Source organism: Streptomyces sp. NPDC029216 (assembly GCF_040648015.1).
Classification (GTDB): Bacteria; Actinomycetota; Actinomycetes; order Streptomycetales; family Streptomycetaceae; genus Streptomyces.
The window spans coordinates 19,234-36,984 of the sequence record NZ_JBEZWL010000072.1; the positions used below are offsets into that span (position 1 = coordinate 19,234).

At 74.5% G+C, this 17,751-nt stretch carries 16 protein-coding genes; 7 read left to right on the forward strand and 9 right to left on the reverse strand.

Features of this window, described 5'->3' with window-relative positions:
* Positions 1-72: 72 nt before the first annotated feature.
* From AB0F18_RS24145 to AB0F18_RS24155, 3 genes are read right to left on the reverse strand one after another with little or no spacing between them, the layout of a single operon-like run.
* Positions 73-903: a sugar phosphate isomerase/epimerase family protein gene (locus AB0F18_RS24145; RefSeq protein ID WP_362064010.1), complete on the reverse strand. Its 831-nt coding sequence runs from the start codon at positions 901-903 to the stop codon at positions 73-75.
* A 5-nt stretch (positions 904-908) separates the two neighbouring features.
* Positions 909-2,063 carry a DUF993 family protein gene (locus AB0F18_RS24150; RefSeq protein ID WP_362063982.1) on the reverse strand — a complete coding sequence of 385 codons (1,155 nt, stop codon included), beginning with the start codon at positions 2,061-2,063 and terminating at the stop codon, positions 909-911.
* Positions 2,060-3,211, reverse strand: coding sequence for a Gfo/Idh/MocA family oxidoreductase (locus tag AB0F18_RS24155; RefSeq protein WP_362063984.1), 1,152 nt, complete (start codon positions 3,209-3,211; stop codon positions 2,060-2,062). The genes AB0F18_RS24150 and AB0F18_RS24155 overlap by 4 nt, the downstream gene beginning before the upstream one ends.
* Before the next feature lie 211 nt (positions 3,212-3,422).
* Between AB0F18_RS24155 and AB0F18_RS24160 the strand changes: the two genes are divergently transcribed.
* Positions 3,423-4,499, forward strand: coding sequence for a LacI family DNA-binding transcriptional regulator (locus tag AB0F18_RS24160; protein WP_362063986.1), 1,077 nt, complete (start codon positions 3,423-3,425; stop codon positions 4,497-4,499).
* The gene (locus AB0F18_RS24165; RefSeq protein ID WP_362063988.1) at positions 4,496-5,293 is read left to right on the forward strand and encodes a sugar phosphate isomerase/epimerase family protein; all 798 of its coding nucleotides are present in this window, start codon (positions 4,496-4,498) and stop codon (positions 5,291-5,293) included. The genes AB0F18_RS24160 and AB0F18_RS24165 overlap by 4 nt, the downstream gene beginning before the upstream one ends.
* Here AB0F18_RS24165 and AB0F18_RS24170 read toward each other — a convergent pair.
* From AB0F18_RS24170 to AB0F18_RS24180, 3 genes are all read right to left on the reverse strand, one after another.
* Positions 5,281-6,267: a hydroxyacid dehydrogenase gene (locus tag AB0F18_RS24170; protein ID WP_362064012.1), complete on the reverse strand. Its 987-nt coding sequence runs from the start codon at positions 6,265-6,267 to the stop codon at positions 5,281-5,283. The two genes, AB0F18_RS24165 and AB0F18_RS24170, sit on opposite strands and share 13 nt — an antisense overlap.
* Positions 6,268-6,441: 174 nt before the next feature.
* Positions 6,442-7,218 carry a class I SAM-dependent methyltransferase gene (locus AB0F18_RS24175; protein ID WP_362063990.1) on the reverse strand — a complete coding sequence of 259 codons (777 nt, stop codon included), beginning with the start codon at positions 7,216-7,218 and terminating at the stop codon, positions 6,442-6,444.
* Positions 7,219-7,413: 195 nt separating this feature from the next.
* Positions 7,414-10,620 (reverse strand): BTAD domain-containing putative transcriptional regulator, encoded by a 3,207-nt coding sequence (locus AB0F18_RS24180; protein WP_362063992.1) that lies wholly within the window; start codon positions 10,618-10,620, stop codon positions 7,414-7,416.
* A 128-nt stretch (positions 10,621-10,748) separates the two neighbouring features.
* On the opposite strand from AB0F18_RS24180, the gene AB0F18_RS24185 reads away from it, so the two are divergent.
* Together AB0F18_RS24185 and AB0F18_RS24190 are read left to right on the forward strand one after the other, a co-directional pair.
* Complete coding sequence (locus tag AB0F18_RS24185) at positions 10,749-11,159, forward strand: hypothetical protein (RefSeq protein ID WP_362063994.1); 411 nt, start codon at positions 10,749-10,751, stop codon at positions 11,157-11,159.
* Between the two features lie 25 nt (positions 11,160-11,184).
* Positions 11,185-12,183, forward strand: a complete 999-nt coding sequence (locus AB0F18_RS24190; RefSeq protein ID WP_362063996.1) for a tetratricopeptide repeat protein — start codon at positions 11,185-11,187, stop codon at positions 12,181-12,183.
* Positions 12,184-12,220: 37 nt separating this feature from the next.
* Here AB0F18_RS24190 and AB0F18_RS24195 read toward each other — a convergent pair whose 3' ends face one another.
* The 3 genes from AB0F18_RS24195 to AB0F18_RS24205 form a co-directional block, all read right to left on the reverse strand.
* The gene (locus AB0F18_RS24195; protein ID WP_362063998.1) at positions 12,221-12,853 is read right to left on the reverse strand and encodes a hypothetical protein; all 633 of its coding nucleotides are present in this window, start codon (positions 12,851-12,853) and stop codon (positions 12,221-12,223) included.
* 187 nt (positions 12,854-13,040) lie between these two features.
* Complete coding sequence (locus AB0F18_RS24200; RefSeq protein WP_362064000.1) at positions 13,041-13,430, reverse strand: lactococcin 972 family bacteriocin; 390 nt, start codon at positions 13,428-13,430, stop codon at positions 13,041-13,043.
* A 175-nt stretch (positions 13,431-13,605) separates the two neighbouring features.
* Positions 13,606-13,755, reverse strand: coding sequence for a hypothetical protein (locus tag AB0F18_RS24205; RefSeq protein ID WP_362064002.1), 150 nt, complete (start codon positions 13,753-13,755; stop codon positions 13,606-13,608).
* 626 nt (positions 13,756-14,381) lie between these two features.
* Between AB0F18_RS24205 and AB0F18_RS24210 the strand changes: the two genes are divergently transcribed.
* From AB0F18_RS24210 to AB0F18_RS24220, 3 genes are all read left to right on the forward strand, one after another.
* Complete coding sequence (locus AB0F18_RS24210; RefSeq protein WP_362064004.1) at positions 14,382-15,560, forward strand: UDP-N-acetylglucosamine--N-acetylmuramyl-(pentapeptide) pyrophosphoryl-undecaprenol N-acetylglucosamine transferase; 1,179 nt, start codon at positions 14,382-14,384, stop codon at positions 15,558-15,560.
* A 168-nt stretch (positions 15,561-15,728) separates the two neighbouring features.
* Positions 15,729-16,679 (forward strand): aldo/keto reductase, encoded by a 951-nt coding sequence (locus tag AB0F18_RS24215; protein WP_362064006.1) that lies wholly within the window; start codon positions 15,729-15,731, stop codon positions 16,677-16,679.
* Positions 16,676-17,644: a D-2-hydroxyacid dehydrogenase family protein gene (locus AB0F18_RS24220; protein WP_362064008.1), complete on the forward strand. Its 969-nt coding sequence runs from the start codon at positions 16,676-16,678 to the stop codon at positions 17,642-17,644. Before AB0F18_RS24215 ends, AB0F18_RS24220 begins: the two co-directional genes overlap by 4 nt.
* The last annotated feature ends 107 nt before the right edge of the window (positions 17,645-17,751 follow it).

The window sequence follows — 17,751 nt, forward strand, 5'->3', positions numbered from 1 at the left end:
ATGCTCCTCGGTAGGTCCGATCCTTCCGGGTCCCCGCAGGCCGGCCGGTCGTGCCGGTCCTGCCGGGCGTGCTCATTCCACGTGCTCGCGGTAGCGGGCGATCACCTCCCGGAGCACCTCGCGGCCGTCCCGGGCCCACAGGCCCGGATGGAAGATCTCGACCTCCACCGAACCCCGGTAGCCGGCCCGGTCGGCCAGCTCCCGGAAGGCCCGCAGGTCGACGCACCCGTCGCCGAGCTGCCCCCGCCCCAGCAGCACGCCCTCGGGGAGCGGGGTCACCCAGTCCGCCACCTGCACGGACACGATCCGCCCGCCCGCACCGGCCCGGCCCAGGTCGGCGGCCAGCCGCTCGTCCCACCACACGTGATAGGAGTCGGCCACCACTCCGACCCGCTCCGCCGGGAACTGCTCGGCGATGTCCAGGGCCTGCCCCAGGGTGGAGACCACGCAGCGGTCCGCCGCGAACATCGGATGCAGCGGTTCGATACCCAGCCGTACCCCGTGCCCGGCGGCCCAGGGGACCAGGTCGCCCAGGAAGCCGACGATCCGCCGCCGGGCCTCCGCCAGGTCCCGCTCGCCCTCCGGCAGCCCGCCCGAGACCAGGACCAGGACGTCCGCGCCCAGTTCGGCCGCCTCCTCCACGGCCCGCCGGTTGTCCTCCAGCGCGGCCGCCCGGCCCGCCGGATCGGCGGCGGTGAAGAACCCGCCCCGGCACAGGGAACTGACCCGCAGTCCGGCACCGGCCACCAGCCGCGCCGTCTCCCGCACTCCGAACCCGCGCACGGGGTCGCGCCACAGCCCCACCGCCCCCACACCGGCCGCAATACATCCGTCCACCAGCTCGGGCACCGACCACTGCCGCACCGTCTCCTGGTTCAGACTGAACCGGGCCGGGGCCACCACCCGGTTCACGCCCCCATCCCCCGGTCCGCCAGGAGCCGGCGCATCCGGCCCAAGGCCAGTTCCGGGTCGGGGAACAGGCCCAGCAGGTCCGCCAGTTCGTAGGCCCGCGCCAGATGGGGCAGCGAACGGGCCGACTCCAGCCCGGCCAGCATCGTGAACCGCTCCTGATACCCCGCCAGCCAGGCCAGCAGGACCACTCCCGTCTTGTAGAGCCGGGTCGGCGGCGCGAACAGGTGCCGGGCCAGCGCGACCGTCGGATCCAGCAGTTCCCGGAATCCGGCGGGATCCTCCCGGTCGAGGGCGAGCGCCGCACGCGCCGCGATGGGGGCGATCGGGCCGAAGACCCCCAGCAGGGCGTCGCTGGCCGACTCCCCGTCCCCGGCGATCAGCTCCGGATAGTGGTGGTCGTCTCCCGTGTAGCAGCGCACGCCCGCCGGGAGCCGCTGTCTGAGGTTCTTTTCCCGCTCCGCGTCCAGCAGCGAGACCTTGACGCCGTCCACCTTCTGCGGATGCTCGCCGACGATCTTCACGAGGAGGTCCGCCGCCGCGTCGAGGTCGCCGTGGCCCCAGTAACCCGCCAGCTCCGGATCGAACATCGGCCCCAGCCAGTGCAGTACCACCGGCCGGGAACTCCGCCGCAGCAGCGCTCCGTACACCTCCAGATAGTCCTCGGGACCCCGGGCGGCCGCGGCCAGGGAACGGGAGGCCATCAGGACGGCCCCCGCCCCGCAGCCCTCGACGTGCGCGAGCTGCTCCTCATAGGCGGCGGTGATCGCCGCGAGGGAGTGCACCCGGCCCGGGGCCAGCTGATCGGTCCCCGCGCCGCAGACGATCCGGCCGCCCACCGCCCGCGCCTCGGCCGTCGACCGGCGGATCAGCTCCGCCGCGCCAGGCCAGCCCAGGCCCATCCCGCGCTGGGCGGTGTCCATCGCCTCGGCCACCCCGAGCCCCAGCTCCCACAGCCGGTGCCGGAAGGCCAGCGTGGCCTCCCAGTCGACCACCGGCCCGCCCCCGCCAGGAGCGGCGGCCGCGGCCACATGGGCGGCGGCATAGAAGACGCGGCTGCGGGCCGGGCGGCAGCGGAACGGTCCGAGGGGAGCGGCCGAAGGCCGGTGCAGGCGGAACCCTCCGTCCGCCGAGGGGAGCCGGATCCCGTTCACAGGGTCACCTCCGGCACCGGCAGCCGTCGCCCCTCGGCGCAGGAGCGCAGGCCGAGCGCGGCGAGCTGTACCCCCCTCGCCCCTGCCAGCAGGTCCCACCGCCAGGGTTCGTCCCGTACGACATGGCGCAGGAACAGCTCCCACTGTGCCTTGAACCCGTTGTCCAACGGGCCGTCGTCCGGTACCTCCTGCCACTGGGCGCGAAAGGGCTCCGCCGAGGGCAGATCCGGATCCCACACCGGTCTCGGGGTGCTCGCGCGGTGCTGGATCCGGCAGCTCCGCAGACCTGCCACGGCCGAACCGTGCGTCCCGTCCACCTGGAACTCCACCAGCTCGTCGCGGTGCACCCGCACCGCCCAGGAGGAGTTGATCTGGGCCACGGCGCCGCCCTCCAGCTCGAAGATCCCGTAGGCGGCGTCGTCCGCCGTGGCCTCGTACGGTTTTCCCTCCTCGTCCCAGCGGCGGCCGATGTGCGTACGGGTGAGGGCCTGGACCGTACGGACCCGGCCGAACAGCTCGTGCAGCAGGTACTCCCAGTGCGGGAACATGTCGGCGACGATGCCCCCGCCGTCCTGCGCCCGGTAGTTCCAGGAGGGGCGCTGGGCCGGCTGCCGGTCCCCCTCGAAGACCCAGTAGCCGAACTCCCCCCGGACGGAGAGGATCTCTCCGAAGAAGCCGCCCTCGACCAGCCGCCTGAGCTTGAGCAGGCCCGGCAGGAACAGCTTGTCCTGCACCACCCCGTGCCTGACCCCGGCGGAGGCCGCCAGCCGGGCCAGTTCCAGTGCGGAGGAGAAGGTCAGCGCCGTCGGCTTCTCGCAGTACACGTGCTTCCCGGCCGCCACCGCCCGGCGCAGCGCCGCTTCCCGGGCGCCGGTCACCTGGGCGTCGAAGTAGACCTCCACCTCCGGGTCGGCCAGGACGGCCGCCAGGTCGGTGCTGACGTGTTCCAGGCAGTGCCGCTCGGCGATGGCCCGCAGGGCGGCCTCGCGGCGTCCGACCAGTACGGGCTCCGGCCACAGCAGCGTGCCGTCGCCGAGGTCCAGTCCGCCCTGCTCGCGCAGGGCGAGCAGGGAGCGGACCAGGTGCTGGCGGTATCCCATCCGCCCGGTCACACCGTTCATCGCGATCTTGATCGTCCTGCGCTCCATGATGATCCGTCCTCCGGTCCCGTCGGCTGTGTCGTGAAAGCGTGATAGAAAGCGCTTTCTGTCGATCAGGCTAGGCCGCGGGATCGAGGGCCTTCAATTACCCGTTCGGGTGATGGAAAGCGCTTTCTGAATCGGTCATCATGAGAGCCGGACAGCAGATCGGACGACGACGGCCCGCACCGCAGCGGGCCACAGGGGGGAGGGGATCCGGATGGCGGTGACCCTTGCAGAGGTCGCGGCCCGCGCGGGCGTTTCGCCCGCCACGGTCTCGCGCGTACTGAACGGCGGCTATCCGGTGGCCGGAGTCACCCGGACCCGGGTGGAGCGGGCCGTCGAAGAACTCGGCTACGTCGCCAACGGCCCCGCCCGCGCACTCGCGGCCGCCACCTCCGATCTCGTCGGGATCCTGGTGCACGACATCGCCGACGCCTACTTCGGCATCCTCACGGGCTCCCTGCAGCACGCCCTCGACCCCACCGGCGGAGGCGGGGCGCGCCGGCTCGCCGTCGTCTGCAACACCCAGGGCGCTCCCGCATCCGAGACCGCCTGCCTCACCCTCCTCGAAGGCCAGCGCGCCGGGGGCGTCGTCCTCACCGGAGGAGCCGACGAGGACCCGGAGCACACCGCCGCTCTCACCGCCCGCGTCGCCCGCATGGCGGGCGCCGGGACCCCCGTGGTCCTGTGCGGGCGCCCGCCCCTGCCCGTACCCCCGGCACTGCCCGTCGCCACCGTCATGTTCGACGACCGAGGGGGAGCGTTCCGGCTCGCCGAACACCTCCTGACGCTCGGTCACCGCCGCATCGCCTACGTCGCCGGCCCGCCGGGACTGAGCACCACCCGCGAGCGGCTCGCCGGACACCGGGAAGCCCTCCGCCGGCACGACCCCGCCCTGCCCGCCGCCTGCGCCGAGCTCACCGTCCACGCCGGGTTCGCGCGCGCCGCCGGCTATGACGCCACCCGCGAACTGCTGCGCAGGGGAAAGCCCTTCACGGCCGTCGCCGCGGCCGACGACACGGCCGCCGTGGGCGTCGCCGCCGCACTGCGCGAAGCGGGCCTGCGCATACCCGAGGACGTCTCGGTCACCGGCTTCGACGACCTGCCGTTCAGCCAGGACACCGCCCCCGCCCTCACCACCGTCCGGGTGCCGCTGCGCGAGGCGGGCGTGCTCGCCGCCCAGCTGGTGACCGGCCGCCGGGCCCTGCCCCCCGGAGGCATCACCACACTGCCGACCGAACTCCTGGTCCGCGGTTCCACCGCCCCGCCACCGGCACCGGGGAGGACCTCGTGAGGTACGCCTTCTCCACCCTCGGCCTGCCGGGCACCCCGCTCGCCCGGAGCGCCGCGCTGGCCGCGGACCACGGCTACGAGGGCCTCGAACTGCGCGCCCACCCCGAGGAACCGCTCCACCCCCAGAGCCCGCCGGGGGACCGGGCCGCGGGGCTGCGCACCATCGGCCGGGCCGGAGTGCGCGTCCTCGGGGTCGCGGGCTACGCGCAGGTCGCGGTGCCCGGCCCCGACGGGCCCGTCCTCGCCGCAGTGCGGTCCCTGGTCCGGCTCGCCGCCGACCTCGAAGCCCCGTACGCACGGGTCTTTCCCGGCGGGGGCGGGCTGCCCGAGCCGCAGGCCGACGCCCACGCCGTGCGCCGCCTGCGGGAAGCGGCCCCCTACGCCGACCGGCACGGGGTGCGGATCCTGCTGGAGACCCACGACTCGCACCGCACGGCGGCCGCCGCCGCCCGCGTGCTGGACGCGGTCGGGCATCCGGGCGTGGGCGCGCTGTGGGACGTACTGCACACCTGGCTGGGCGGCGAGCGGCCGGCCGAGTCGAGACGGCGACTGGGCGCGCACCTGGGCTACGTCCAGGTCAAGGACGTGGCATCGGCCGACGACCTCACGCCGGTCGGGCTCGGCGCGGGGGTGCTGCCGCTCGCCGGGGCGGTGGCCGCGGCGCCGGCCGACGGGTGGCTGTGCTGGGAGTACGAAAGACGCTGGTACCCCGAGGCGGCCGGGCTGGCCGGCCGGCTCGGGCAGGGCCGCGCGTATCTGGAGGGGCTGGTGGCTCATGCTGATCAGGCCGAGTAGGCCAAGCGGCCCGGGTCCACCGGATAGCGGAAGCCGACACCCCGCGCGTATCGCTCCAGCTCCTCCACCGCCGTCACCGCCAGCCGGTCCAGCTCGCCGCCCAGCGAACCCGCCACATGGGGGGTGAGCAGGACGTTCGGCAGGTCGAACAGCGGGGAGCCGGCGGGCAGTACCTCCGGCTCGGTGTGGTCGAGCACGGCGTGCAGCCGCCCGGTGACCAGTTCCCGGGTCAGGGCGGCCGTATCGACGAGCGACCCGCGCGCCGTGTTGATCAGCGTGGCGCCGTCCGGCATCAGGGCCAGCCGGGAGGCGTCCAGCAGACGGCGCGTCCGGGGGAGCTCCGGTGCGTGCAGGCTCACCACGTGGCTGCGGCCGAGCAGTTCGTCCAAGCCGCAAGGCTCGCCGCCGAGGGAGGCGAGTTCGGCCGGGTCGGCGTACGGGTCGTGCACGAGCACCCGCAGGTCGAACGGCCGCAGCAGCTCCAGCACCCGGCGGCCGGTCCGGGAGGCGCCGACGAGGCCGACGGTGCGCCGGTAGTTGCCGACCCCGGGGTAGCGGCGCAGCGGATCGACCGGTGCGCGCGCAGCCCGGTAGGCGTGGGCGGCCTCCAGGACCCGCTTGTTCGCGAACAGGATCGCGGCGAGCGTGTACTCGGCGACGGGCAGGGCGTTCGCGGCGGCCGCGCTGGAGACCACCAGCCCGCGCTCCCAGCAGGCCTCGGTCACATGCTGCTTGACGCTTCCGGCGGCGTGCACGACGGCACGCAGCCGGGGCATCCGGCGCAGGGCGTCCGCATCCAGCGGCGGACACCCCCACCCGGTGAGCAGCACCTCGGCGCGGGCGAGCCGGCTGCCGAGCAGCGGGCCGTCCCGTCCGAAGTCGGTGAGCAGCAGCCCGGGATCCACGTCGGCGACCCGGACCAGCTCGGCCAGGACCCGGTCACTGAGGACGGCGGCCCGGGTGTCCGGGCTCATGGCCAGCACCGTGGCGGGCCGGGGAGGGGCGGCGGGGCAGGTCACCTGGTGCCTCCTGCTGTGGAACCCGGCGCGGGAGGCGCCGGAGGCCGACGGCCGGGAGGAGGTGAGCAGCACGATGCTCACAGAGCCCGTCCCGGGGGGAGCGGCGACACGAGCGCGAGGCCGTGTGGTTCATCCTTCGGCGGGGTCCGGCCGCCGGGGCGCGGGCCGTACCGGCCGGGACGGTCCCGGTGTGGTCTGCGTGACCCGCCACAGCCGACGGGGGAGGCCGCCTTCCTCGAAGGGGTGGACCTCCCGGAGGATCCAGTCCGCGGCGAGGGCGTCGACCAGCGCGCGGGGGAAGAAGTGGACGGCGAAGCCGCCGTGCTCCCAGATGTCGTCGCCGTGGGCGGTGCCGGCCCGGTAGTGCGCGTCTCCGGTGTGGCGGACGGTGTAGACGAAGGTGCCGCCCGGCCGCAGCACCCGCCGGACCTCGTCGACCAGGGCGTGGATCTCCCGCGTGGACAGCGCCATGCAGAGCAGCATGTGCGCGAACACCCCGTCCACGGAGGCATCCGCGAGCGGCAGGGGCTCGCGGACGTCGTGGACCGCCGTGGTGACCCGCCCGGCCACGCCCTGTCCGTCGGCGGCCTGCCGCAGCTGCTCCAGCCCGACCGGGCTGAAGTCGGCGGCCAGCACGGTGAAGCCGGCACGGGCGAAGTACAGGGCGTCGCGCCCGTGCCCCGCCCCCAGCTCCAGCACCTCCCGGGCACCGGCGGCCCGGAAGACCGCTGCGGCGTGAACGGCCGGCTCGGAGGGCTCCTCGCCGTACATACCGGGATGCCGGCCGTAGGTCCGCTGCCAGTGCTCCCGCTGGACCTCGCCGAGCCCGAGCCCGAGCCCGTGCCCGTGACCGAGCCCATGCCCATGCCCATGCCCGCGCCCGTGACCGTGCCCGGACTCCGTCATACCGTCACCGCCGCCCTTCATACATACGACCCGCCACCGCGCCTCCAGCCTAAGGACCCGCACCGGGCAGCGGCGGGACCACCCGATAGCGGCGCAAGCGCGGTGTGAGGTCCGGCGTGCCCGGCGCGGGGCCCGCCGGACGGCGGCGTCCGGCCGGGCCGGACCTCGCCGGGTACGCGGGGGCGGTCGTCGCGCTCAGGGCGCGAGCGTGACCCCGGCCAGGCGGTCCCAGCTGCTGCCCGTTCCCTCCCGGGCGGCCTCGGCGAACCCCGCATCGCCGAGGCGCCGGCGCGCGGCCCGCTCGATACGGGCCACGTCCGGCTGCGAGCGGTCCTGCAGCCCCCGCACGCCCGCGCTCGCCGCGAGCAGCCGTACCGCCTGCTCGTACTCGCCCCGCCGCAGGGCCAGGTCCGCGACCCCGACCAGCACCTGCGCGATCAGCGGCGCGTGACCCGCACCGGCCGCCGCCGCGCAGGCCGCCGCGTGGTGCGCCCGCGCCTCGTCGAGATCGTCCGCGAGGTAGCCGAGCAGGTCGTGCGTCACCGCCAGGACGTTCCCCCGTTCCGCCTCCCCGCCCAGCAGGGCCGTCGCGGCGCCGAGTTGCCGGCGCGCCTCCCCGGCGTCGCCGCCCCACCGGGCGAGTTCCGCCCTCGCGAGGGCCAGCTCGGCCAGCGCGTCCGGCCAGGTGACCCGGTCCGCGTACCGCTGCGCCTCGGCGAGCGCGGCCGCGCAGGCCTCCTCCTCGCCCTGCAGCCAGTACAGCTGCGCCTGCCGTGACCGCATCCGGATGACGTCCTCGACGGCACCGACCTCGGTGACGACCGCGATCGCCTGCTCCAGGTGCTCGCACGCACCGGCGAAATCACCGCGCACCGCGATCCGCTCCGCCAGCTCCGTCTGGGCGAACGAGATCCCGAACCGCTCGCCGAGCGCCCGGAACTCGGCCAGCGCCATCTCCAGGCAGGCGTCCGCGTCCCGCCCCTCATGGCCCACCATGATCCGCATCTTGCCCAGGTGCAGCCGGCCGAGCGCCCGCACCCAGGGGTCGTCGCTGTCGAGGAGCGGCTCGAACGCGGACAGGAAGGCCTCGGGCGCCTCCAGCATGCGTTCCAGCGCGGTGACGACCCTCAGCAGCGGATTACGGTGCCGGCTGCGCAGACCGAACCGGTGCGCCTCGCGGATCCATTCCGCGGCCTGGTGCTCGTCGCCCCGCCCGGCGCTCACGAACAGCACCACCAGCGCGTACGCCGTGGCCCGTACGTCGTCGGCCACCTCGCCGGGCGTACGGGCGGCCGCGGTGATCAGCTCCATGCCCTCGGTCCGGTGCCCGCTGAGCCACCAGTACCAGCCGGCGGCCGCCGCCAGCCGCATCGCCGCCTGCGCCTCGCCCGCCGCGAGCGCGCCGCGCATCGCGGAGCCGATGTCGTCGTGCTCGGCACCGAGCGCGGCCAGCCACTCCAGCTGCTCGGCGCGGCGCAGATGCGGCTCGGCGGTCTCGGCGAGCTCCGTGAACCAGGCCAGATGCGCCCGGCGCGCCCGCTCGGCCTCCCCCGCCTCGGCGAGCCGGTGCGCCGCGTACTCCTTGATCGTGCCCAGCATCCGGTAACGCGGGGCACCGGAGCCCTCGGCGCGCAGCAGCGACTTCTCGGCCAGCGCGGTGAGCAGTTCGAGCACGTCCCGCTCCTCGACGGCGCCGCCCGGGGTGCCCGGACCGTCCGCGCCGTCCGCGCAGACCCGTTCGGCCGCCTCCAGGCTCGCCCCGCCCGAGAACACCGAGAGCCTCCGCAGCACCGTCCGCTCGGCCTCGCTGAGCAGCTCCCAGCTCCAGTCGACCACCGCACGCAGCGTCTTGTGCCGCGGCAGCGCGGTACGGCTGCCGCTGTTCAGCAGCCGGAACCGGTCGTCGAGCCGGTGGGCCAGCTGGTCGACCGACATCGTACGGAGCCGGGCCGCGGCCAGTTCGATCGCCAGCGGCATCCCGTCCAGCGCCCGGCACACCCGCACCATCGTCGCCAGCGTCCGGGCGTCGGCGCCGCCCCCGGCACCGGCCGCGAGGTCCCGGCGTACCGCCCCGGCCCGGTCCCGCAGCAGCCGGACGGCCGGCGAGGACTCGATCTCCGCCGGGCCCGCGTTCCCCCGCGGCAGGGCCAGCGGTTCGACCGGCCACAGCGCCTCACCGGTGATGCCGAGCGGCTCCCGGCTCGTCGCCAGGATCCGCAGCCGCCGGCACTCGCCGAGCACCCGGTGGGCGAACACCGCCGCGGACTCGATGACGTGCTCGCAGTTGTCCAGGATCAGCAGCGCCTCGCGGTCGCGGACCGCCGCGATGAGCCGCTCCGTCAGCTCCGCGTGGGGAGCCCCGCCGAGCAGGGCGTCCCGCAGGCCCAGCCCGGCGAGCGCCGACTGCGCCACGTCGCCGCCGTCCGCACCGATGGCGGCGAGCTCCACCAGCCAGACCCCGTCCGGCAGTTCGTCGAGCAGGGTGCGCGCGGTCTCCGTGGCCAGCCGGGTCTTCCCGGCTCCGCCCGGTCCGATGAGGGTGGTGAGCCGGTGCTCGGCGACGAGTCCCCGGACCGAGGCGATGTCGGCCGTCCTGCCGACGAAGCTGGTCAGTTCGGCGCGCAGGTTGGTCCTGCGGTCCTCCTCGGGCCGTCCCTCCTCGCGCAGCCCCAGCTCGCCGCGCAGCAGCGCGAGGTGCACGGCGGACAGTTCGGGCGAGGGGTCGGCGCCCAGGGTGTCGGCCAGCGCCTCCCGCGTGCGCTGGTACACCTGCAGCGCCTCGCTGTCGCGACCGGACGCGACGAGGGCGCGCATCAGGGCGCCGACGAGCCGCTCCCGCACCGGGTGCGCGGCCACCAGGTCGGCCAGCTCCGTGACCACCTCCGCGCCCCGCCCGAGGGTGACGTCCGCCTCGGCCCGCTCCTCCGCGGCGGTCAGCCGCAGCGCTTCGAGCCGTACGACGGCGGCGTCGAACGCGGCACTGTCCTGCAGACCGACGTCCTGCAGGGCCGCGCCGCGCCACAACCCGAGTGCCTCGCGCAGCAGCCGCGCCCGCCCGGGGACGTCCCCGGTACGGGCCCGGCCCGCCACGGCGAGCCGTTCGAACCGCACGGCGTCGACGGCGTCGGGTTCCACCGCCAGCCGGTAGCCGTCCGTCAGCCCCTCGACCGCCCCGGCCGGCAGCAGCTTCCGCAACCGGGACACCAGACGCTGCAGGGCGTTCGCCGCGTCGACGGGCGGGTACTCCCCCCAGATCCAGTCGACGAGCACCGCCTTGGGGACCACCCGACCCGGCCTGAGCGCGAGGGCGACGAGCAGCCCGCGCAACCGCGCACCCGGCACGTCGACCGGACCGCCGTCGTCCGCGCGCACCTCCAGTGGGCCCAGCACCCCGATCTGCACCCGCTGATTCTGTCACGGGGTCCTGACGGGCCCCTGTGGCCTGCTGTGTCCCGAGGGGGCAGCTACTCAGCGGGGGTTGAGTACGTGCGCTCTGCCCGGGCGCCGGGGGCGGGCGGGAGGCTGAGGGCATGAGCAGGAGATCGCTGGAAGTCGCTTCCTTCCCGTTGCTGTTTCTCGTATCCGTCGCGGCATGGGCCGCCTGGCTGGGCTGGGACCAGCATCGTGATGTGCAGCCCGACGGGTCGGAGACCGGCCCGTACGGGGCATGGCAGGTGATCGGTCTGGTGCTGACCCTGTCGGTGCCGCTGTACTGGGCGGCGTCCCGGCGCCATGGCGCGGCCGCCGTGCTCGCCACCTCGGCCGGTCTGGCGGCGTCCGCCTGGTACGACTGGTCGGACGACTCCAGCGGTCTCTACGTCATCGGGGTGGGCATGGTCCTGGCCGGAAGTCTCGTCGCGACCACCGTCTTCTGCGCCCTGATCGCCAGCGCGACCGGGCGCGGCCACCGTGGTCGGCCGGCCCAGCGGGGCCGGGCATGAAGGGGGCACCGCTTACGATCCCCGGATGACGTCGAATCGAGCGGCAGCCGCCGGGGCCGGTCTCGCGCGCGTGCTGGCGCACTGCGGGGGCAGCCCCGGCGCGGCCGTGCACCACATAGGCAACGCCATCGCCTCCGCTCCGGAGGACCCCGAGCCGTACGCGGTCCTCGCCGAGCTGTGGGAAACGCAGCGAGCCGCCCTGGAGGGGATCCTCCGGGGCGCCGACTCCCTGCGGTCGGTGCTGGCGTACGCGTACGTCAGCTTCCTGGACGGCGACATGGACGAGGCGGCGATGGCGATGGGCTCGGTCACGGGCGCGCAACCCGCCATCGCCTGGGCCAAGGCCCCCTGGTTCGGGGACCCGCGATTCCTGGGGACGGTGAGCGCCGACGCGCTGGCCGAGGCCGTCATGCGGACGATGGACCACGGCCATGCCCTGGACGGCGACGGCACGCGGGAGGGGCTCGGCCCCTGGTTCCGGGCCGTCGAGGCGGTCTGCGACCGCGAGCCGCTGCCGGAGGCGATGGCCAGGATGGCGATCTTCCTGCGGGCGTGCGGTCTCACCGATGCGTCGTTCGCCCTCTGCGACCGGGCGGACGCCGTCGAGCCGATCATGATGACGGAGGTCGTACGGGCGGGTACCTGGCGCGTGCTGGGCGACCCCGGCCGGACCGCGGCGGCGTTCGAGCGGGCTCTCGCGCTGGACCCCGCGAACTGGTCGCTGTACCTCGACCTGGCCGACGTACACGCCGAGCAGGGCGAATTCGCCTCGGCGGTCCGGCTGGTCGAGCAGGGGCTGGGCCACGAGCCGGCCGAGGTGACGCTGCGTGCGGCCGGTGCCGCGTACCGGGCCCGGCTCGGCGGCTCGCCCGACGACCTGCGCGAACTCGTCCGGCTGGCGCCGGACCTGCCGAACGCCTCGTACCGGCGGGTGCTGATCGAGCAGGCGTGCGCCGGTCCCGGCCTGCCCGCCGAGCTCATCGCGGAGGCCCGCAGCGCCTGCGACCGCCGTCCGGGGGAGTGAGCGGAGGCCCCCCTCCGTCGCGCCCGCCGGGGCGGATTCACTCGCGTGCCCGGCCGGTGGACGTGCGGGGCCGGCGGGTGAGGAGGGTGTGGGCCACGAGGGCGATGATGACGGCCGCCGCCACCAGGCGTACGGCGTTCCACGTCGTCCCTGCCACCGCGCCCTGCAGCGCGGCCTCGACCCGGAGCCGTTGCGTCGATTCGATGAGGGCGATCAACGGGACGAGCAGCCGGAAGGGCAGGCCCCGGAAGCCGCTGTTCCGTGCCATGTTCCCGGCCCATCCCAGGGCAGGGCCCGCGAGGCAGGCGGCGAGGCCCCAGACGAAGGTCTTCGACAGGAAACTGCCCCAGGAGACCTGTCCCGTCCCCCCGGAGGGGTCGTTGAGGTCCGCCGTCAGGTACTCCCCCTGCCCCAGCTTCACGAGGTAGTAGGCGAGCACGGCCACGAGCAGGGTCGCGGCGGCCAGCAGCACCGACTCGGCCTTGGATCTCCTCGTGAGTCCGACGCAGAAGGCGAGGGCCGCCCAGGCCCATCCGGCGGACAGGACGAGGTGTGCCGCGTGGCCCGCCGGGTTTCCGACGGTGCCGAGGAGGGGGGCGAGGGCCCCGAACGTCGCACCGGCCGCCGGCGCGGCGACCGGCGCCAGGATGCGAGAGCGTGAGAGGAGCACGGTGTCCGCTGGGTCCTTTTCGGCGACCGGGTGGCTGAGGCCCTGCCTCTGACCGAGTCTAGGGTGGCTGTCGTCACGGGTGCAGGGCCGGTACCGGCCATAGCTGTGTTTTCCGGCGGCCCGGGCCCCTCCGTGAACGAAGCGTCCGCGGAGGGCCCGGTCCTCATGGCCCGGTGGGGCCGGAATCTCAGTACGTGCCCCAGTACACGTGGCACGTGTACGCGTGGCCCGCCGTGACGTGGGCGTTGGTCCAGCTCCGGGCGTTCGCGTACTTCTTGTCGGTACCGCCGGCGAGGACGGCCGTCGAGGAGTGGTACTTCGACGGGTGGACGTAGTTCGAGTAGCAGGTCTTGAGACCGTTGGAGGCGAGCGCGGTGCCGTAACTCCAGGTGCCGCCGCCCACGTTCTTCACGGTCTGCACCGTGAACGACGAGGAATCGTCGATCGTGATGGTGGCCATGCCCCCTTCCTTGAGGCGGTGGTCTTCCGCGCTGGCCGACGTGGCCGGGACGAGCGCACCGGCCGTCAGGGCCCCCGTGACGGCGGCCAGGGCGAGGGACTTGCCGAGGATCTTCATGAAATCGAATTCTCCTGATCGCGACCGTGTGGACATCCGCGGAATTCCGGTGCCGCGGATGAGGGAACTTCGGAATGTGCGGAGGAGTTGTAGAAATGGTGAAGGTGGTGAAGGCGGCGTGTTCCCGGGTCGGGAATGCCGTCGGCGGCGATATGGCCGCGGGTGAGCCGTGATTTCAGGCGGTGGCGGCGTCCGTGACGGTGTCCGTGACGGCGTCCGTGCTCCGTCGCCCGGGGAGGAGGTCCTCCGCTCTGGGCCGTGCTGGGGGAACGCGGAAGCCGTCCGCCGGTGTCGGCGGCGTGAGCGGCGTGCCGGGGATCTTCATGAACTCGAATTCTCCTGATCGTTGCTGAACAGGGGGCTTCGTGCCCTCCTTTGGGTGCGGAGGGCATGTTCGATTCCTGTGGAACGATACGAATTACTCGTTCCTGATGCAACCTTCACCGGAAAGTGAAGACGCTCATTCCGGTAGCGGTGCATATGGACGCCCGTAACCGGAAGGCAGTTGGCGGTACGGGAGTTCGACGGTGAATTCGGTCGGCTAATGCGGTCCTGCCGAATTGGCCGCCGGACTCCGTTTGTCGGGGGCGCACGCGCGGCGTGATCGGCGGAGACCGGCGGCCCCACCTCCGGAAAGGCGGGGTCGCGCAGCGGTCGGACCCTCCGGCCGAAGGGCCGTCGGGGCCGGTGCGTTTCGGGTCCCCGCGGTGGGAGGGCGGGGACGCTCCGTCGCGATCCCTTCGGGCGCGCGGGCCGGACGAAGCGGAACGTGATCATTCGGTCCGTGGCCGGACCGGTTGGGAACCCGGGCCGCGCGGGGGACGTTGTCCGGGGGTGAGGCGGCCGAAGGCGTCCCGGCGCCGCCGGTCCGCCTCGGCGACGGTGCGACGGCGGCCGAGGGCGGGCGGCCCCGGGGAGAGGTGGTTCCGGTCGGACAGTAGGGTGGGCCGGGTGAACCTTTCTTCCGCGCTTCCGCGTTCCTTCCGGCTGCTCGTCACGGGTGGGGGGACCGGTGGTCACACCTACCCCGCCCTGACCGCCATCCGTACCCTGCAGGGCCGACTCGCGGCCGCCGGCGGCACGCTCGACGTGCTGTGGATCGGGACCGCCGACGGGCTGGAGGCGCGGGTCGCGCCCGCCGAGGGGATCGCGTTCAAGACCGTCGCCACGGGCAAGATCCGCCGCTCGGCGAACCCGCTGAAGATGCTGTCCGCCGCGAACGTCAAGGACATGGCGCGGGTGCCGCTCGGGGTGGCCCAGGCGCGGTCGATCGTGTCCGAGTTCGAGCCCGACGTCGTACTGGCCACCGGCGGGTACGTCGCCGTGCCGGCCGGGCTGGCGGCGCGGCTGTGCAAGCGGCCGCTGGTGCTGCACGAGCAGACCGTGCGCCTCGGCCTGGCCAACCGCAAGCTCGCCGGCTCGGCGACGCGCATCGCCGTGTCCTCCGAGTCCTCGCTGCCCCTGCTGCCGGCCGAGGTGCGCGAGCGCGCGGTCGTCACCGGCAACCCGGTCCGCCCCGAGGTGCTGTCCGGGTTCGGCGACAAGGCCGTGCACGCGCTGAACCTCGTCGGGTTCGACCGCCGGCTGCCGACCGTCTACGTCACCGGCGGCGCGCAGGGCGCCCAGCAGATCAACAACGTGGTGCGCGAGGTGCTCCCGTGGCTGCTGAGCCACGCGAACGTGATCCACCAGTGCGGGCCCGCCAACGTCGACGAGCTCCGCTTCGCCGCTTCCGGGCTGGACCCGGTCCTCGCGGGCCGCTACCACGTCACCGGGTTCATCGGGGCGGAGCTGCCCGACGTCCTGGCCCTCGCCGACGTCGTGATCTCCCGCTCCGGTGCGGGCACCCTCGCCGAGCTGACCGCCCTGGGCAAGCCGGCGGTGTTCGTCCCGCTGGCGACCTCCGCCGGGAACGAGCAGGCGCACAACGCCCAGTACCTCGCGGACGCGGGCGCCGCCGTCGCGCTGCTCGGCGAGGTCACCGCGCAGGGCCTCGCGGAGGCCGTCGGCCCGCTCCTGACCGACGCCAACCGGCGGGCGCAGATGGCCGAGCGGGCCCGGGCGTACGGACGGCCGGACGCCGCGGAGCGCCTCGTGGACGTACTGCTGGCCGCTGCCGGCTCCCACTGATCCGTGCCGGTGTGAGGGGCGCCGCGGCCGTTCGGCCGTCGGCGCCCTTCGCGTCGGCGCACGGTGTTCACGGACCGGGGACGGCGGACCATGTTCCCCGACCGACCGGTATGCCTAGACTGGCCGCTTGTCGATCATGTTACCGATGAGTGTGGAGGAAGATCCCTCATGCGCTATCTCCCCCTGGGCAGTTCAGGTCTCCTGGTCTCCGCCGTCGGCCTCGGCTGCAACAACTTCGGCGCCCGCCTCGACCTCCAGGCCACCCGGGCCGTCGTCGACGCCGCCCTCGACTCCGGGATCACCCTCCTCGACACCGCCGACATCTACGGCGGCCAGGGCGGCTCCGAGCGCCACCTCGGCCAGGTCCTCAAGGGCCGCCGCGACCAGGTGGTCCTCGCCACCAAGTTCGGCTACGCCGGCGTCGACATGGGCTACGGGCCCGCCGCCGGCTCCCGCGGCGGCCGCGCCTACATCCGGCGGGCCGTCGAGGAGTCCCTGCGCCGCCTGGAGACCGACCACATCGACCTCCTCCAGCTGCACAGCCCCGACCCCGCCACCCCCATCGCGGAGACCCTCGCCGCGCTCACCGAGCTCGTCGCCGAGGGCAAGGTCCGCTACATCGGGCACTCCAACCTCAGCGGCTGGCAGCTCGCCGAAGCCGCCCACACCGCCCGCGAGACCGGCGCGGTGCCCTTCGTCTCGGCGCAGAACGAGTGGTCGCTGCTGGAGCGGTCGGCGGAGCGCGAACTGGTCCCCGCCGCCCGCCACTACGGCCTCGGCGTCCTCCCGTACTTCCCCCTCGCCAACGGCCTGCTCACCGGCAAGATCCGCCGCGGCGCGCCCGTCCCGGCCGGCTCCCGCCTCGAAGGCCGCGACGCGTACCTCACCGAGGAGCGCCTCGACACCGTCGAGGCCCTGGCCGCGATCGCCGAGAAGCACGACCGCACCGTGCTGGAGCTCGCCATCGGCTGGCTCTCCGCCCGGCCCGGCTGCGCCTCGGTCATCGCGGGCGCCACCTCCGCCGAGCAGGTACGCGCCAACGCGGCCGCCGGCGCCCGCCCGCTGGAGCCGGAACTGCTGGCCGAGATCGACGCCGTCGCCCAGGCCCACGCCGTATGACCACGCCCCTGCGCTGCGCGGTGCTCGACGACTTCCAGGGGGCGGCCACCACCCTCGCGGACTGGTCGCCGGTCACCGCCCGGGGCGTCGAGGTCGTCGCCTACCGCGACCACCTCGCCGACGAGGACGAACTCGCCGCCCGCCTGGCCGGCTTCGACATCGTCGTCACCCTGCGCGAACGGGTCCCCTTCCCCGCGAGCCTGCTGGAGCGGCTGCCCCGCCTCAGGCTGCTCGTGGCCAGCGGCATGCGCAACTCGGTCATCGACCACGCCGCCGCCGGGCGCGCCGGAGTGACGGTGTGCGGCACCGCCAGCTCCTCCACCCCGCCCGTCGAGCTCACCTGGGCCCTGCTGCTCGGCCTCGCGCGCGGACTCGTCACGGAGAACACCGCCCTGCGCGAGGGCGGCCCATGGCAGCAGACCGTCGGCGCCGACCTGTACGGCCGCCGGCTCGGTCTGCTGGGCCTCGGCAAGACGGGCACCCGGGTGGCCAAGGTCGGCCTCGCCTTCGGCATGGAGGTGACCGCCTGGAGCCAGAACCTCACCAAGGAGCGGGCCGAAGCGGAAGGGGTCGTCCTGGCCCCGTCCAAGGAGGCGCTGCTGTCGGGCAGCGACTTCGTCTCCGTCCACCTCGCCCTCGGCGAGCGCACCCGGGGTCTGATCGGCGCGGCCGAGCTGGCGCTGATGCGGCCGACCGCCTACCTGGTCAACACCTCCCGGTCCGCCATCGTGGACCAGGAGGCGCTGCTGGCGGCCCTGCGGGCGGGCCGCATCGCGGGGGCCGGCCTCGACGTGTTCGACACCGAACCGCTGCCCGCCGGCCACCCGCTGCGCACCGCCCCGAACCTGCTGGCGACCCCGCACCTCGGCTACGTCACCCGGGCCAACTACGCCACGTACTACGGGGAGGCGGTCGAGGACGTCCTCGCCTACCTCGACGGCGCCCCCGTACGCGTCCTGCCCTGAGCGCCACGAGACGCGGCGAGGGCCCTCCCTACCCGGGCTCCTCCTCCGGCGGCGCGGGCGCCGCCCAGGCCCTCCCGGCGGACTCGCCCCTCCCCACCTGTGCGGCG

What these genes read in the sequence shown, in the direction of transcription:
- AB0F18_RS24160 (WP_362063986.1), top strand. Translation starts at nt 3,423, where the DNA reads ATGGCGGTGACCCTTGCAGAGGTCGCGGCCCGCGCGGGCGTTTCGCCC.
- AB0F18_RS24185 (WP_362063994.1), top strand. Translation starts at nt 10,749, where the DNA reads ATGAGCAGGAGATCGCTGGAAGTCGCTTCCTTCCCGTTGCTGTTTCTC.
- AB0F18_RS24170 (WP_362064012.1), bottom strand. Translation starts at nt 6,267, where the DNA reads ATGAGCCCGGACACCCGGGCCGCCGTCCTCAGTGACCGGGTCCTGGCC.
- AB0F18_RS24220 (WP_362064008.1), top strand. Translation starts at nt 16,676, where the DNA reads ATGACCACGCCCCTGCGCTGCGCGGTGCTCGACGACTTCCAGGGGGCG.
- AB0F18_RS24200 (WP_362064000.1), bottom strand. Translation starts at nt 13,430, where the DNA reads ATGAAGATCCTCGGCAAGTCCCTCGCCCTGGCCGCCGTCACGGGGGCC.
- AB0F18_RS24190 (WP_362063996.1), top strand. Translation starts at nt 11,185, where the DNA reads ATGACGTCGAATCGAGCGGCAGCCGCCGGGGCCGGTCTCGCGCGCGTG.
- AB0F18_RS24205 (WP_362064002.1), bottom strand. Translation starts at nt 13,755, where the DNA reads ATGAAGATCCCCGGCACGCCGCTCACGCCGCCGACACCGGCGGACGGC.
- AB0F18_RS24215 (WP_362064006.1), top strand. Translation starts at nt 15,729, where the DNA reads ATGCGCTATCTCCCCCTGGGCAGTTCAGGTCTCCTGGTCTCCGCCGTC.
- AB0F18_RS24175 (WP_362063990.1), bottom strand. Translation starts at nt 7,218, where the DNA reads ATGACGGAGTCCGGGCACGGTCACGGGCGCGGGCATGGGCATGGGCAT.
- AB0F18_RS24155 (WP_362063984.1), bottom strand. Translation starts at nt 3,211, where the DNA reads ATGGAGCGCAGGACGATCAAGATCGCGATGAACGGTGTGACCGGGCGG.